Annotated in this window: 15 protein-coding genes; 13 read left to right on the forward strand and 2 right to left on the reverse strand. The window is 59.1% G+C overall.

Annotated features, from left to right (window positions below):
* Positions 1–499 precede the first annotated feature (499 nt).
* Together B9N88_RS31520 and B9N88_RS31525 are read right to left on the reverse strand one after the other, a co-directional pair.
* Positions 500–1,720: a CaiB/BaiF CoA transferase family protein gene (locus B9N88_RS31520; RefSeq protein ID WP_027607999.1), complete on the reverse strand. Its 1,221-nt coding sequence runs from the start codon at positions 1,718–1,720 to the stop codon at positions 500–502.
* A gap of 12 nt (positions 1,721–1,732) precedes the next feature.
* The gene (locus B9N88_RS31525) at positions 1,733–2,914 is read right to left on the reverse strand and encodes an acyl-CoA dehydrogenase (protein ID WP_027608000.1); all 1,182 of its coding nucleotides are present in this window, start codon (positions 2,912–2,914) and stop codon (positions 1,733–1,735) included.
* A 157-nt stretch (positions 2,915–3,071) separates the two neighbouring features.
* Here B9N88_RS31525 and B9N88_RS31530 point away from each other — a divergent pair, with 157 nt between their 5' ends.
* From B9N88_RS31530 to B9N88_RS31590, 13 genes are all read left to right on the forward strand, one after another.
* Positions 3,072–3,971 carry a LysR family transcriptional regulator gene (locus tag B9N88_RS31530; RefSeq protein WP_027608001.1) on the forward strand — a complete coding sequence of 300 codons (900 nt, stop codon included), beginning with the start codon at positions 3,072–3,074 and terminating at the stop codon, positions 3,969–3,971.
* A gap of 452 nt (positions 3,972–4,423) precedes the next feature.
* Positions 4,424–5,545, forward strand: a complete 1,122-nt coding sequence (locus B9N88_RS31535) for a Re/Si-specific NAD(P)(+) transhydrogenase subunit alpha (RefSeq protein ID WP_027608002.1) — start codon at positions 4,424–4,426, stop codon at positions 5,543–5,545.
* A 15-nt stretch (positions 5,546–5,560) separates the two neighbouring features.
* Positions 5,561–5,881, forward strand: a complete 321-nt coding sequence (locus B9N88_RS31540; protein ID WP_003187417.1) for an NAD(P) transhydrogenase subunit alpha part 2 — start codon at positions 5,561–5,563, stop codon at positions 5,879–5,881.
* Positions 5,881–7,317, forward strand: coding sequence for an NAD(P)(+) transhydrogenase (Re/Si-specific) subunit beta (locus B9N88_RS31545; RefSeq protein WP_027608003.1), 1,437 nt, complete (start codon positions 5,881–5,883; stop codon positions 7,315–7,317). The genes B9N88_RS31540 and B9N88_RS31545 overlap by 1 nt, the downstream gene beginning before the upstream one ends.
* Positions 7,318–7,496: 179 nt before the next feature.
* Positions 7,497–8,990 (forward strand): acetyl-CoA hydrolase/transferase family protein, encoded by a 1,494-nt coding sequence (locus B9N88_RS31550; protein WP_027608004.1) that lies wholly within the window; start codon positions 7,497–7,499, stop codon positions 8,988–8,990.
* A 318-nt stretch (positions 8,991–9,308) separates the two neighbouring features.
* A complete protein-coding gene (locus tag B9N88_RS31555) occupies positions 9,309–9,524 on the forward strand; it encodes a DUF1127 domain-containing protein (protein WP_003187413.1) in 216 nt (71 codons plus the stop codon).
* A gap of 260 nt (positions 9,525–9,784) precedes the next feature.
* Positions 9,785–9,970, forward strand: coding sequence for a DUF1127 domain-containing protein (locus B9N88_RS31560; RefSeq protein ID WP_027608005.1), 186 nt, complete (start codon positions 9,785–9,787; stop codon positions 9,968–9,970).
* Positions 9,971–10,106: 136 nt separating this feature from the next.
* Positions 10,107–10,427: a DUF2388 domain-containing protein gene (locus tag B9N88_RS31565; protein ID WP_027608006.1), complete on the forward strand. Its 321-nt coding sequence runs from the start codon at positions 10,107–10,109 to the stop codon at positions 10,425–10,427.
* 105 nt (positions 10,428–10,532) lie between these two features.
* Positions 10,533–10,841 carry a DUF2388 domain-containing protein gene (locus B9N88_RS31570; RefSeq protein WP_027608007.1) on the forward strand — a complete coding sequence of 103 codons (309 nt, stop codon included), beginning with the start codon at positions 10,533–10,535 and terminating at the stop codon, positions 10,839–10,841.
* A gap of 26 nt (positions 10,842–10,867) precedes the next feature.
* On the forward strand, positions 10,868–11,188 hold the full coding sequence (locus B9N88_RS31575; RefSeq protein WP_027608008.1) for a DUF2388 domain-containing protein: 321 nt from the start codon (positions 10,868–10,870) through the stop codon (positions 11,186–11,188).
* Positions 11,185–13,146 carry a DUF7844 domain-containing protein gene (locus tag B9N88_RS31580; protein WP_027608009.1) on the forward strand — a complete coding sequence of 654 codons (1,962 nt, stop codon included), beginning with the start codon at positions 11,185–11,187 and terminating at the stop codon, positions 13,144–13,146. The genes B9N88_RS31575 and B9N88_RS31580 overlap by 4 nt, the downstream gene beginning before the upstream one ends.
* Positions 13,147–13,459: 313 nt before the next feature.
* Positions 13,460–14,767 carry a CitMHS family transporter gene (locus tag B9N88_RS31585; RefSeq protein ID WP_003170826.1) on the forward strand — a complete coding sequence of 436 codons (1,308 nt, stop codon included), beginning with the start codon at positions 13,460–13,462 and terminating at the stop codon, positions 14,765–14,767.
* Between the two features lie 68 nt (positions 14,768–14,835).
* Positions 14,836–15,603 (forward strand): TerC family protein, encoded by a 768-nt coding sequence (locus B9N88_RS31590; RefSeq protein ID WP_027608010.1) that lies wholly within the window; start codon positions 14,836–14,838, stop codon positions 15,601–15,603.
* Positions 15,604–15,800: the final 197 nt, after the last annotated feature.

Raw genomic sequence — 15,800 nt, forward strand, 5'->3', positions numbered from 1 at the left:
ACAAGCACCCACACGAATTGCTTGATTCAGTTGTTAAAGAGCGGTTGGTTAAGAGCTTTCGTCTCAACCGAGGCGCGCATTCTACAGCAGCCTCATTTGCTGTCAAGTGATTATTTTCAGAAGCTTTCGAAGATTTCTTCAACAACTTCAACCACTTGCGCTTCCGATCTCTCGTCAGCGGGAGGCGAATTCTACAGCGTTACACGCTGCTGTCAACACCTCTTTTTCTCCGCTTTCGACCGAGAAGATCGAATCGTTAATAGCGCCAAACAACACGACTCTACCAACTCCTTCTGGGCTTCGATGAACTGAAGAAATCCGCTGTCTTATTCTGCATAACTCGTTGTTTACCAAGGAGTTTTACGTTTCGACTGCGCCGGAAGTGGGGCGAATTATAGACTTCTAGAATCTGCCGTCAACATTTAATTTGGTTTTCCTATCAATCTACCGAAGTTGATTAAAAAACCACCAAAAACGCCCTCTATATAGAAGAGCGCTCCTAGATAACTCCCGCTTCTTTTAAAGCCTTCACATTCGCCGAGCCCAGCCCCAATACATCCTGCAGCACCTGAGCCGTATGCTGCCCCAACAAAGGAGGCGCAGTACGGTACTCCACAGGCGTCTTGGATAACCGAATCGGACTGGCCACCAGCGGCACCATCCCCGCCAACGCATGCGGCAGCTGTATCGCCAGCCCTCGTGCCTTTACCTGAGGATCGGCAAACACCTGGGCCAGGTCATTGATCGGCCCACAAGGCACACCAACCCGCTCCAGTTGTGACACCCACTCAGCCGTAGTCTTGAAGACCGTAACCTGGCGAATCAATGGAATCAGCTCAGCGCGGTTGGCTACCCGCACCTTATTAGTAGAGAACCGCGGATCATCCGCCCACTGCGGCTGCCCAGCCACTTCGGCGAACTTACGAAATTGCCCGTCATTACCCACGGTCAGTATGAAATCGCCATCGGCCGTAGGAAAATCCTGATAAGGCACGATATTCGGATGAGCATTACCCAGTCGTTTTGGCGCCGCTCCCGTGGCCAGGTAGTTCATCGCCTGGTTAGCCAGACAAGCCACCTGCACATCAAGCAACGCCATATCGATATGCTGCCCACCCCCGTCATGATCCCGATGCGCCAGCGCAGCAAGGATCGCCACCGTCGAGTAGAGCCCAGTGAGAATGTCAGTCAACGCCACCCCCACCTTCACCGGCCCGGCCCCCTCATCGCCTTCCGGCCGACCAGTAAGACTCATCAGCCCACCCAACCCCTGGATCATGAAGTCATACCCCGCGCGAGCGGCATACGGCCCCGTCTGACCGAAGCCAGTGATCGAGCAGTAGATCAACTCGGGATTCACCTTCTTGAGCGACTCGTAGTCCAGCCCATACGCCGCCAGGCCACCCACCTTGAAGTTCTCGATCAAGATGTCGGACTTGGCCGCCAGATCTCGCACCAGCCGTTGTCCCTCCGGCCGCGTGAAGTCGATCGTCACCGACTCTTTGTTGCGATTAGCCGACAAGTAGTACGCCGCCTCACTCGTGTTCTCGCCATCAACATCCTTAAGGAAGGGCGGCCCCCAGGCGCGCGTATCGTCACCGCTACCAGGTCGCTCGACCTTGATCACCTCAGCCCCAAGGTCCGCAAGGATCTGCCCGGACCAGGGGCCTGCCAACACTCGCGATAAATCCAATACCCGCAGATGCGAAAGCGCGCCCATGCCGTTCCCCTATTAATAGAACGCCTGAAGACCGGTTTGCGCGCGCCCCAGAATCAGGGCATGCACGTCATGGGTGCCCTCATAGGTGTTAACCACCTCCAGGTTCACCAGATGACGCGCCACCCCGAACTCATCGGAGATGCCGTTACCCCCCAACATGTCCCGCGCCATACGTGCGATGTCCAAGGACTTGCCGCATGAGTTGCGCTTCATGATCGATGTGATTTCAACCGCAGCCGTTCCCTCTTCCTTCATACGCCCCAGGCGCAGGCAGCCTTGCAGCGCCAGGGTGATTTCGGTCTGCATATCGGCCAGCTTCTTCTGGATCAATTGAGTTGCTGCCAATGGACGGCCGAACTGATGGCGATCCAGGGTGTACTGGCGTGCGGTGTGCCAACAGAACTCGGCAGCACCCAAAGCCCCCCAGGAGATGCCATAACGCGCCGAGTTAAGGCAGGTGAAAGGGCCCTTCAAGCCGCGCACATCCGGGAAAATGTTCTCTTCCGGCACAAACACGTTATCCATCACGATCTCACCGGTGATGGAGGCGCGCAGGCCGACCTTGCCGTGAATCGCCGGCGCACTCAGGCCTTTCCAGCCTTTCTCCAGGACAAACCCACGAATATCCCCAGCATCGTCCTTGGCCCACACCACAAACACGTCCGCAATCGGGCTATTGGTGATCCACATTTTTGCGCCCGTCAGGCTGTAGCCGCCATCCACTTTGCGTGCACGAGTAACCATCGCGCCGGGATCGGAACCGTGGTCAGGCTCGGTCAAACCAAAGCAGCCAATCCATTCGCCCGAGGCCAATTTCGGCAAGTACTTCTGCTTTTGCGCTTCGGTGCCGAACTCATTGATAGGCACCATCACCAGTGACGACTGCACACTCATCATCGAGCGATAACCGGAGTCGACGCGCTCAACCTCACGCGCAATCAGGCCGTAGCTGACGTAGTTCAAACCACTGCCCCCGTACTGCTCAGGAATCATTGCCCCCAGCAAACCGGTCTCACCCATTTCACGGAAAATCGCCGGGTCGGTCTTTTCATGGCGAAAAGCTTCAAGCACACGCGGCGCCAGCTTGTCCTGGGCGAATTGCTCAGCACTGTCGCGCACCATGCGCTCCTCTTCGGTGAGCTGTTGATCCAGCAGCAGTGGATCGATCCAGTTGAAGCTTGCCTTGCCAGCCATGAATGAGTCCTCGCAAAGAAAATCAGAAGTCGTGCATGGAGCCTAGGCCGGGCAGGCAGGGAGAGCAAACGAGGTTTTTGCATAGGCTTGTGCTAATTTCTCACTCCGTAACGCCTATAAGCGACTCAGCTGCACTTTTTGTGTGAGGACAAGGTATATGCGCAGGAAAATTCCCAGCACCACCGCCCTTGTCAGTTTTGAAGCGGCAGCCCGCCACGAGAGCTTTACCAAGGCGGCGCATGAGCTTTCCATCACCCAAGGCGCCATTTGCCGACAGATCGCCAGCCTGGAGGAGTTTTTAAGTGTCGAGCTGTTTCGGCGCTCACGGCGCGGGGTAAAGCTGACGGAGGCGGGACTTTCATACAGCCGTCGCGTGGCCACCCAGCTGGACGCCGTGGAGCGCGATACCCTGTCCGTCATGGGGCAGCAAGGCGCAAACACCATTGAACTGGCCGTAGTACCCACGTTTGGTACGCAATGGTTGATCCCTCGCCTCAAGGACTTTCAACGACAGCATCCAGAGGTGACGGTAAACCTGACTAACCGCACGCGTCCTTTTCTGTTTGCCGACACAGAGTTCGACGCAGCAATCTACTTCGGCGACGCCGATTGGTCCGGCACCGAATCCCACAGGCTCATGGGAGAAAATCCTGTCCCCGTGTGCAGCCCGCGACTATTGGGCGAACTTGAGCGATTCACCCCCCAGGAGATTGCAGAACTGCCATTGCTGCAGCAGACCACCCGCCCTTACGCCTGGCGCCAATGGTTCAACGCCCAGCAACTGAACGTGCCCCGCGACATGACAGGCCCACGTTACGAGCTATTCTCGATGTTGTCTCAAGCCGCCATGCATGACATGGGTATTGCACTGATCCCTCCATTCCTTATCCAGCGAGAACTGGACGAGCAGCGACTGGTGATCGCAAGCCCGAAGGCGCTGACCAGTTCGAAGGCTTATTACCTGATGATTCCTGACAGAAAAGTCGAATCCGCTTCACTGCACGCGTTCAGAGACTGGTTGATCGACCAATCGCAGCAGTACAGCCCCAGCATTTAAAGGACAAGCCTCACATGCTGACTTTGTAGTCAGCTAAATCTAAAGCCTACAGATATACGTATATGTCGCATTTAAGCAGACTGTACCTGTCAGTCTGAAACAAGGCTTAAAGCCATGATTTTCGTGGCTTGTAGCGACTCCTATCAGCCAATGCCCGACTATTCACATCAACGATGGAAAAAAATACACGAATCAGCTGCAGCCCTTTAAACACCTGTATTTAAAGAGGTTATTTCAACGTGTTGCGACAATCAGTCACAGGGTGACTTGTAGTTAATTTTTCGTCACCCGTCATAATCCCTTGAAGGCCGTAAAGTTCGCCTGCAAAATGCCGCGCCCCGCTGTCATTTCAGCGGGATCGTGCTGATCGGCCGCCCCAGCTGCGCCACTCGCGGTGCACTGGCCTTTTTACAAAAAGATCAAAAGCAAAAAGATCATGCAGGAGATTTGACGTGCACATTGGTGTTCCTCTCGAAACCCAGACCGGTGAAACGCGGGTGGCTGCCACCCCGGAAACCATCAAGAAGCTGATCGGCCAGGGCCATAAGGTCACTGTTCAAAGCGGCGCAGGCCTCAAGGCCAGCATCGTCGACAGTGCCTATGAAGCGGCAGGCGCGACCATTGGCAGTGCCGGCGATGCGTTTGGCGCCGAGCTGATTCTCAAGGTGGTCGCCCCCAGCGACAGCGAACTGGCGCTGATCAAAAGCGGCACCGTGTTGGTGGGCATGCTCAATCCGTTCAGCAACGAAACCATTGCCAAGCTGGCCGAACAGGGCATCACGGCCTTTGCGCTGGAAGCTGCGCCACGTACCTCGCGGGCCCAGAGCCTCGACGTGCTGTCGTCCCAGGCCAACATCGCCGGCTATAAAGCCGTGTTGCTCGCCGCCCATCATTACCCGCGCTTCATGCCGATGCTGATGACCGCCGCCGGTACGGTCAAAGCCGCGCGCGTGCTGATCCTCGGCGCCGGTGTTGCAGGCCTTCAAGCCATCGCCACGGCGAAACGCCTGGGCGCGGTGATCGAAGCATCCGACGTGCGCCCTGCGGTAAAAGAGCAGATCGAATCCCTTGGCGCCAAGTTCGTCGACGTGCCCTACGAAACCGACGAAGAACGTGAATGCGCCGTTGGCGTCGGCGGCTACGCGCGCCCGATGCCCAGCAGCTGGATGCAACGCCAGGCGCTGGCCGTGCACGAACGCGCCAAGCAGGCCGACATTGTCATCACCACCGCCCTGATCCCCGGCCGCAAGGCGCCGACGCTGCTCAGCGCCGACACCGTCGCGCAGATGAAGCCCGGCTCGGTGGTCATCGACCTCGCTGCCGCCCAGGGCGGTAACTGCCCGCTGACCGTCGCCGACCAGGTGGTGGTGGAGAACGGCGTAATCATCTGCGGCCCGACCAACCTCGCCGGCGCCGTCGCCGCCGATGCGTCGGCCTTGTATGCGCGCAACCTGCTGGACTTCCTGAAGCTGGTCTTCAACAAGGAAGGGCAGTTTGAAATCAACCTCGAAGACGACATCGTCGCCGCGTGCCTCATGTGCCGCGACGGCCAAGTCATCCGCAAAAACGCCTAAGCAGGGATTCAGACGATGGAAGAGCTTATCTCCCCCGGTATCTACAACCTGATCATCTTTGTGCTGGCGATTTATGTCGGTTACCACGTGGTCTGGAACGTAACGCCCGCACTGCACACACCGTTGATGGCAGTGACCAACGCCATTTCAGCGATTGTGATTGTCGGCGCCATGCTCGCTGCAGCGCTGACCGTTACGCCACTGGGCAAGACCATGGGCACCCTGGCTGTGGCCCTCGCAGCCGTGAACGTGTTCGGCGGTTTCCTGGTAACTCGCAGGATGCTGGAGATGTTCAAGAAGAAAGCCCCGAAAGTAAAAGAAGAGGCGCCGAAGTAATGAGCATGAATCTGGTGACGACGCTGTACCTGATCGCGTCGATCTGCTTTATCCAGGCCCTCAAAGGCCTGTCGCATCCCACTACGTCACGACGCGGCAACCTGTTCGGCATGCTCGGCATGGCGCTGGCGGTACTCACGACCGTGGGCCTCATCTATAAGCTCGGCGCTGAGCTGGCCACCGCCGGTATCGGCTACGTGATCGTCGGCCTGCTGGTCGGCGGCACCGCCGGCTCGATCATGGCAAAGCGCGTAGAAATGACCAAGATGCCCGAACTGGTCGCCTTCATGCACAGCATGATCGGCCTGGCCGCGGTGTTTATCGCGATTGCCGCCGTGGTCGAGCCACAGTCCCTGGGCATCGTCAAACACCTGGGCGATGCGATCCCGGCGGGCAACCGCCTGGAGCTGTTCCTCGGCGCGGCCATCGGCGCAATTACCTTCTCCGGTTCGGTGATCGCGTTCGGCAAGCTCTCGGGCAAGTACAAGTTCCGCCTGTTCCAAGGCGCACCGGTACAGTTTGGCGGCCAGCACAAGATCAACCTGGTACTCGGCCTCGCAACCCTGGGCCTGGGCCTGGCGTTCATGTTCACCGGCAACCTCACCGCCTTTGCGCTGATGCTGGCATTGGCGTTCGTGCTCGGCGTGCTGATCATCATCCCGATTGGCGGCGCCGATATGCCGGTTGTTGTGTCGATGCTCAACAGCTACTCCGGCTGGGCAGCGGCGGGCATCGGCTTCTCGCTGAACAACTCGATGCTGATCATTGCCGGTTCGCTGGTGGGTTCAAGCGGTGCGATCCTGTCGTACATCATGTGCAAGGCGATGAACCGCTCCTTCTTTAATGTACTGCTCGGCGGTTTCGGCAATGCGCCGGATGCCGGTGCCGCAGCAGGCTCTAAAGAAGCACGCCCGGTAAAATCCGGTTCGGCCGACGACGCCACCTTCCTGCTGACCAACGCCGACACCGTGATCATCGTTCCAGGCTATGGCCTGGCAGTGGCACGGGCACAGCATGCCCTGAAGGAATTGACCGAGAAGCTGACCCACCGTGGCGTGACCGTGAAATACGCGATCCACCCGGTGGCCGGCCGTATGCCTGGGCATATGAACGTCCTGCTGGCCGAAGCGGAAGTGCCTTACGACCAGGTGTTCGAGATGGAGGATATCAACTCCGAATTCGGCCAGGCTGACGTGGTGCTGGTGCTGGGCGCGAACGACGTGGTCAACCCGGCCGCCAAGAACGACCCCAACTCGCCGATTGCCGGCATGCCGATCCTGGAAGCGTTCAAGGCCAAGACCATCATCGTCAACAAGCGCTCGATGGCCAGTGGTTATGCCGGGCTGGATAACGAACTGTTCTACCTGGACAAGACCATGATGGTCTTCGGTGATGCCAAGAAGGTCATCGAAGACATGGTCAAGGCCGTCGAGTAACACTGCGCCAGAGCAATACCCCAAACCCCGGCCTCCAGTAGGCTGGGGTTTTTTATTACCCCATGAAACCCGACCAAAGGCTCTAAATCGCTGCCCCGCATTCGACCATGGTAGCGGGCCGAAATTTTTTGAAATCACTACACTGCCCACCTTGCTTCCGTAGCCTGAGATAACAATTCATGTACCGTGATCGTATCCGCTTGCCTTCGTTGTTGAACAAGGTCATGAGCGCGGCAGACGCCGCCGCACTGATCGAGGACGGCATGACCGTCGGCATGAGCGGCTTCACCCGTGCCGGTGAAGCCAAGGCCGTCCCCCACGCCCTGGCCGAACGCGCCAAGACGTCCCCGCTGAAAATCACCCTGATGACCGGCGCCAGCCTGGGTAACGACCTGGACAAGCAATTGACCGAAGCCGGCGTGCTGTCCCGACGCATGCCGTTCCAGGTCGATAGCACGTTGCGCAAGGCGATCAACGCCGGCGAAGTGATGTTTATCGATCAGCACCTGTCGGAAACCGTCGAGCAACTGCGCAACAACCAGCTCAAGCTGCCGGACATTGCCGTCATCGAGGCCGTTGCGATCACCGAACAAGGCCATATCGTGCCCACCACGTCCGTGGGTAACTCCGCCAGCTTCGCGATTTTCGCCAAGCAAGTGATCGTCGAGATCAACCTGGCACACAACCCGAATCTGGAAGGGCTGCACGACATCTATATCCCGACCTACCGACCAACCCGTACGCCGATCCCCCTGGTAAAGGTCGACGACCGCATCGGCAGCACCGCGATCCCGATCCCGCCGGAGAAGATCGTCGCCATCGTGATCACCAATCAGGCCGACTCAGCCTCCACCGTGACACCACCCGACAGCGATACCCAGGGCATCGCCAACCACCTGATCAACTTCCTCAAGCAGGAAGTGGACGCCGGGCGCATGACCAACAAGCTTGGCCCGCTGCAGGCCGGGATCGGCAACATTGCCAACGCAGTGATGTGCGGCCTGATCGATTCGCCGTTCGAAGACCTGACCATGTATTCGGAAGTGTTGCAGGACTCGACGTTCGACCTGATCGACGCCGGCAAACTGAGCTTTGCCTCGGGCAGCTCGATCACCCTGTCGGAGCGGCGCAATGCCGACGTGTTCGGCAACCTGGAGCACTACAAAGACAAGCTGGTGCTGCGCCCGCAGGAAATCTCCAATCACCCTGAAGTAGTGCGGCGCCTGGGCATTATCGGCATCAACACGGCGCTGGAGTTCGACATCTACGGCAACGTCAACTCCACCCACATCTGCGGCACGCGGATGATGAACGGCATCGGCGGTTCCGGCGACTTCGCGCGCAACGCGCATCTGGCGATCTTCGTCACCAAGTCGATTGCCAAGGGCGGCGCGATTTCCAGCGTGGTGCCGATGGTCAGCCATGTGGACCACACCGAGCACGACGTCGACATCCTGGTCACCGAAGTAGGCCTCGCCGACCTGCGGGGCCTGGCGCCACGGGAGCGAGCCCGGGTGATCATCGACAACTGTGTGCATCCGGCATACCGCGATGCGCTGAACAGTTACTTCAACACAGCCTGCGCCATCGGCGGACACACGCCACACATCCTGCGCGAAGCACTGAGTTGGCACATTAACCTGGAAGAAACCGGGCATATGCTCAAGGCTTGATTGATACAGATTCGAGCTGACGCAAACACAGTTTCGTCAGCTCGATGCCACAACCCTCGCTTCTTGAAAAAACTGTACTGCTGTACCGGTCATTTCCTACCGAAAATTCCCACACTCACGTCACAAAATGCTTATTTCGCACTATTTCAGTGCGGACAAGTACAGTTGCCCCATTTCCGTACAGTACAGCGCCTATAAACAGTTAACTGGCCCCTCACAATACAGGTGAACTGTATCTAGAGAGTCTTGCGCCGGAGGAGGATCATTGGCATCAGTTAAACCACTACCTAATCCCGCCACAAGCGGAAGGATGTCATCATGGAACGTACACTCAGTTCCGAACTGTTCTTCGAAGAAAAAGCTGTAAACACCCAGGCTTCCCTGCCTTTGCGCGTTCTCGCCAACCTGATGTTGTGGCAGCGCCGCATCTCCAGCCGCCATCAACTGGCTCGTCTGGATTCGCGTCTGCTGGCTGATGCCGGTATCAGCGAAGCTCAACGCTACGAAGAGCTGAGCAAGCCGTTCTGGCGTTAATTGACGCCCGCTGGCCCTGACCCACCGGGTCCACAGCCAGCACTGATTTGTCAAAACAAAGCCCGCCCCGGGAAACCGGAGGCGGGCTTTGTTGTTTTCCGGGAGAGCCTTCTTTCCGTCCAAACAGAAGCCATTCATCCAAACCAGTACAGTTCAAAAAATATAACAGTTAAGCAGTACAATTAAACATTGGTGTATCTGTAACGGTCAGAGCCACTCGCCCACCATGGTGTTCCAGGACCTCACGAAAGGCGCTCACCATGGACACCCAACCCTCTCTCTATAAACGGCTGTTACACAGGACAGCTTCCACGCTGGCCAAATGGCTCCGCCACGCCTACGAACGCCGCCAACTGGCGCAACTCGACCTTCGAGAACTCTCCGATGTCGGCATCAGCCCGGGAGACCGAATGGCCGAGCTGTCCAAGCCGTTCTGGCGAGACTAGGCAGTCAAGAAGCTTTCCGAACGGATAAACAGCGGCTTAATATCCATGCACAACGTGGCGAACCGTTTAGAACAGGCGTCTGATCCCGAATGGCTGCCCTGCGCCACCTTATTCGTTCACCTACAGGAGTCACCCCATGTCCCGTATTCGCCTGCTGAGTGCTGCTGCCCTGCTGGCCCTGGCCACCAACGCCAGCGCATCCAGCTTCATCGTGACCACCGACTCCATCGTCGGCGCACTGAAGGCTACTTCCGACGCCACCTCCGATGCCACTTCGTCACTGCGGGATAACAAGGTCGTGCGCGCCGCCCGTGACGACGCAGCCAGCTTCGTCGCAAGCGAAGGCGCCATTCGTGGTGTGAAGCTGGAAAGCGCCCTGGCCCAGATCCGCCAACAGGCGCCGCAACTGAACACCGCGACTGACGCACAGCTGGCCCAAGCCATCCTGGCTATTTGAGTGAGTTGACACAAAGGGAGCGCCCGTCGCTCCCCGATGCCGCCGCACTGGCTCTCGCCCGGGCATTACGCTAGCCTTGGCGCTCGCTTTCAGTTGTCGAGTCCCATGGCTTTTTCATACCGCCTGCTAATAGTCCCTGTGTGTTTGTGTGCCAGCTGGTCGCCATTGGCTTCGGCCTTTGACCTGACCATCCAAGGTACCGTCGCGAGTGCGTACGCCACCAGCAAGGTGACCTCCGCGCCTTTCGACCGGAAAGTAGTCGTGGCGGCCCAGGATGATGCCGCTGCGTTTATCGCCACTGACGGCCAATGGCGGGGCGCACGGCTGGAATCCGCGCTGGATTACCTGCGCCGTACCCAACCAAAACTTAACGCCAGCGACCTTGAACTGGCGCAGGCAATTCTCGTCCAATAATCATCTTTGTATTTCGGAGTCATTCCATGCGTAGCCCGCTGATCGCCGCCACCCTTGGCCTGCTGTTGTTGGCCGACGTTGCCCAGGCACATACCCTGGTGGCCACCAGTAACATCATTGTTCGCGCCTCTGGCCGCACCATTGATTTCACTTCGGACACCACCACCTCCATCCGCGACTCCAAAGTCGTGCGCGAAGCCCACGATGACGCGGCCAGTTTCGTCGCCACCAACGGCGAGATCCGCGGCGCACAGTTGGAAGCCGCCTTCGACACCCTGCGCACCCGCCTGCCGGAAGCGCGCGATGCCAGCGACCAGACCCTCGCCGAAGCTATCCTCGCTCTGTGAGGCGCCTTGTCGCCTGGCTCCTGGCCGGGACTGTGCTGCTGTGTGCCAGCGCAGCCCAGGCCAGCCTGCAACTGCGGCTCAAGACAGATGGCTTGAGCCCGGCCGAACAGCAGGCCAGCCAGGCATTGCTCGATGAGGCGATGCGCTCGCTGCCACCGCGCGTCGTCGAGCAGTTGGACCGGCGCATCGATGTCGGCTGGACCGACAAGATGCCCGAAAATGCCTATGGCCAGGCTTCGTTGGTGTCCGAGCTGGACCTCAACCGCAACCTGCTCGACAGCCTGACCGACGGCAGCGCCGCCACGCAGAAAACCAATCGCCCCCACGGCACCGTGCGCCGGGAAATGCTCGCCACCGTCCTGCACGAACTGACCCACATCTATGACCGTGCGCGCCTGTGGCCCAAGGACGAACGCGCGCTGATCCAGCGTTGCAGCCGCCAGAACAACATCACCGGCCTGATCGGCCTGCCCGACCAATGTCGTGGCCAGAATGACCGGCGCTTCACCCTCAGCGATGACCCGCGCCTGCTGGACCTGGCGGGCTGGCCGCAATATATCGGCCGTCGCGGTGAGCGCGAACAACACAACCGTCAGGTCGCGCGCAGCCCGGATATCTACGAAACCACCAGCCCGCTGGAATTCGTAGCGGTCAATATGGAGTACTTCCTCCTCGACCCAAGCTATGCCTGCCGGCGCCCCGCGCTGTTCCGCTATTACAAGGAACACTTCGGCTGGGCCCCACCGGAACAAGACACCTGCGCCAAGACCTACGCGTTCCTCAACGCCGGCAACGATTTCGCCAAGACCCCCCTGGGCCACGTCGACCCGGAGCGGGTCTACGAAATCGACTACCTGCTGGCCGAAGCCAACCAGAACCTGGTCAGCCGCTGGGGCCACAGTATGTTGCGCCTGGTGATCTGCGCGCCGGGCCGCCCCCGTGGGCCGGACTGCCGACTCGACCTGGACCAGCACCTGGTGCTGTCCTACCGCGCCTTCGTCGGCGATGTACAGCTGTCCAGCTGGGACGGCCTGGTGGGCAAGTACCCGTCACGGCTGTTCGTGTTGCCGCTGGCCCAGGTGATCGACGAATACACCAAGACCGAACTGCGCGGCCTGGCGTCCGTGCCGCTGAAACTGTCGCGCCAGGAGATCAACGACACCGTCGAGCACGCCGCTGAAATGCATTGGAGCTATGACGGCAACTATTACTTCCTGTCCAACAACTGCGCGGTCGAAAGCCTGAAACTGCTGCGCAGCGGCAGCGCCAACCCGCAGCTGACCGGCCTGGACAACATCACACCGAATGGCCTGCTGGAAGTGCTGCAAGCCCGCGGCCTGGCGGATACCAGCGTACTCAACGACAAACGCGAGGCCATGCGCCTGGGGTATCACTTCGACTCCTTCCGCGAACGCTACCAGGCCATGTTCGACGTGCTGCGCAAACACCTGCCGATCAAACAGACCCAGGTTGAAGACTGGCTGTCCCTCAGCGCCGAAGAGCGCCGCCAGTGGTTTGGCCAGGCCGACCTGCGCACCAGCGCCGCACTGCTGCTGCTGGAACAGGCGAGCTTTCGCAAACAGCTGATGCTGGCCCAGGACGAAGTCAAGCAACGCTACCTCGGTGCACGCGAGCTGAAAAACGGCGGCATGGAGAAAGCCAACGCCACACTGCAGCAGATCCTCGCCAACAGTGGCTTCCTCAGCCGTCCGGCAGAACTGCTGGGCAGCGGTGGCTATGGCCTGCCGCAACCATCGGAAGCCAAGCGCCTGGAATCGGAAAGCGCCGAGCGCCAGAAGCAGCTGCAATCGCTCACCGGCGAGCTGGATAAAGAGGTGAGGGCGCTGCTGGAGCCGTCCCGCGCGGCCGAAATTGCCGCGTGTGAAGCCAACCTCAAGCAGGTGGGTGAACACCTGCGCAAACTGCACAAAGCAGCGGGCGGCCTCGAGCTGCCCTGAAGTACACGGGATAAACACATTCCAATGTGGGAGCGAGCCCCCTCCCACATTTGCAATGTGTACACCTGAAGACCGTACATCTTCCCACCACCAACTGTTTTGCCAACGAAAGCTGGCTGAAAGCTAACGCGTCTAGGATCGCCCCCAACTGCCGGCAACAGACCGGCTGTACACAACAACAATGGTGATCCCCGATGTCCGTCCGTACCCGCCTGTTCGCCCCAACTCCACCCGTACGCCTAGTGCCTTTCGTTCTGCGCTGACCCCACCCCGGTTTGCCATTCCCTAGCCGCGCTACGCCTGGAGTATTCCTATGCTGACTTTCCTTGGCTTTGCCATGGTCATCACGTTCATGTTCCTGATCATGACCAAGCGCCTGTCCGCGCTGATCGCCCTGATCATCGTGCCTATCCTGTTCGCGCTGTTCGGCGGTTTCGCACCGAAGATCGGCCCGATGATGCTCGAAGGCATTACCAAGCTCGCGCCGACCGGCGTGATGCTGATGTTCGCCATCCTCTATTTTGCCCTGATGATCGACTCCGGCCTGTTCGACCCGGCCGTGCGCAAGATCCTCAAGATGGTCAAGGGCGACCCGCTGAAGGTATCGGTCGGCACCGCGGTGCTGGCCCTGGTGGTGTCCCTCGACGGTGACGGCGCCACCACCTACATGATCTGCGTGGCCGCCATGCTGCCGCTGTACCAGCGCATCGGCATGAGCCCGCGGATCATGGCCGGCCTGATCATCCTCGCCGGTGGCGTGATGAACATGACCCCTTGGGGCGGCCCGACCGCCCGCGCCGCCAGTGCGCTGCACGTGGACCCCTCGGATATTTTCGTCCCGATGATCCCGGCGATGGCCGCCGGTGTGGTGGCGATCCTGGTGATTGCCTACATGTACGGCAAGCGCGAACGTGCGCGCCTGGGTGAACTGCACCTGCAAGGCGACGAGATCGACCACAGCGAGATCAGCGTGTCGCAATACCCGGACGCCCGCCGTCCGAAGCTGATCTGGTTCAACGGTGCCCTGACCCTGGCCCTGATGTGCACCCTGATCGCCGGCCTGTTGCCGCTGCCGGTGCTGTTCATGGTGGCATTCAGTATCGCGATGATCGTCAACTACCCGTGCCTGCAACAGCAGAAAGACCGCGTCGCCGCCCACGCCGGCAGCGTATTGGCGGTGGTCGGGTTGATCTTCGCCGCAGGGATCTTCACCGGCATCCTGTCGGGCACCGGCATGGTCGATGCCATGTCCAAGAGCCTGCTGGCCGTCATTCCGGAAGCCATGGGCCCTTACCTGGCGGTGATCACCGCACTGGTGAGCATGCCGTTCACCTTCTTCATGTCCAACGATGCGTTCTACTACGGCGTACTGCCAGTACTCGCCGAAGCCGCCAGCCACTACGGCATCACCGCGGTGGAAATGGCCCGCGCCTCGATCGTTGGCCAGCCCGTGCACTTGCTCAGCCCGCTGGTACCGTCGACCTACCTGTTGGTGGCCCTGGCCGGTATCGAATTTGGCGATCACCAGCGCTTCACCCTGAAGTGGGCAGTCCTGGTATGCCTGTGCATAATGTTCGCCGCATTGCTGATGGGGATTTTTCCGCTGTTCAGCACTCTATAATCGTACCGACTCACTCACCGCGCGGCGCTGCAGCTTGCGCGGTTTAACACTTGCTCAAAGGAATACACATGGAATGGCTGACCAATCCGGAAATCTGGATTGCCTTCTTCACCCTGACGGCCCTCGAGATCGTCCTGGGCATCGATAACATCATCATGATTTCGATCCTGGTCAGCCGCATGCCCAAGCATATGCAGGCACGCACCCGGATCTTCGGCCTGGCATTGGCCATGGTCACGCGAATCCTGTTGCTGCTGTCGATCACCTGGGTCATGCGCCTGACCGACGACCTGTTCGTGGTCTTCGGCCAAGGCATTTCAGGCCGCGACCTGATCCTGTTCTTCGGTGGCCTGTTCCTGCTGTGGAAAAGCTCCCAGGAGATGTACCACGCCCTGGAAGGTGAAGACGAAACCCACGACGAACCCAAGGGCGCCGGTGGCAAGTTCATCTACACCATCATCCAGATCGCGATCATCGACATCGTGTTCTCCCTGGACTCGGTGATCACCGCCGTGGGCATGGTCTCCCATGTGCCGGTCATGGTTGCCGCGATCATTGTTGCCGTATTGGTGATGATGCTGGCCGCCGGCACCATCAGCGACTTCATCGACAAGCACCCGTCGCTGAAAATGCTGGCACTGTCGTTCCTGCTGGTGGTCGGTACCGTGCTGATCGCCGAATCCTTCGACGTGCACGTGCCAAAAGGCTACGTCTACTTCGCCATGGCGTTCTCGCTGGCGGTGGAAGCGGTGAACATCAAGATGCGCACCGCCATCGCGAAAAAGAAGAAACAGCAGGACCCTGTGAAACTGCGCAAGGACATTCCGGGTCAATAAACCCGAGCCAGACAAAAAAGGGGCTTTTATAAGCCCCTTTTTTTCATGCATAAAAAGCTGATTTCATGACAGTTTTGTTTCAATCCCCACTTTAGCTATGCGATGCTGGCGCCGAGCCCATTCGCCAACTACAGCTTAACTACAAGACGTAGAACGGCACGCGGCAACTTTCCTTCGCTCCTCTTGGAGCGCACCCA

It is taken from the genome of Pseudomonas sp. LAMO17WK12:I1, from assembly GCF_900177315.1.
Taxonomy (GTDB): Bacteria; Pseudomonadota; Gammaproteobacteria; order Pseudomonadales; family Pseudomonadaceae; genus Aquipseudomonas; species Aquipseudomonas marginalis.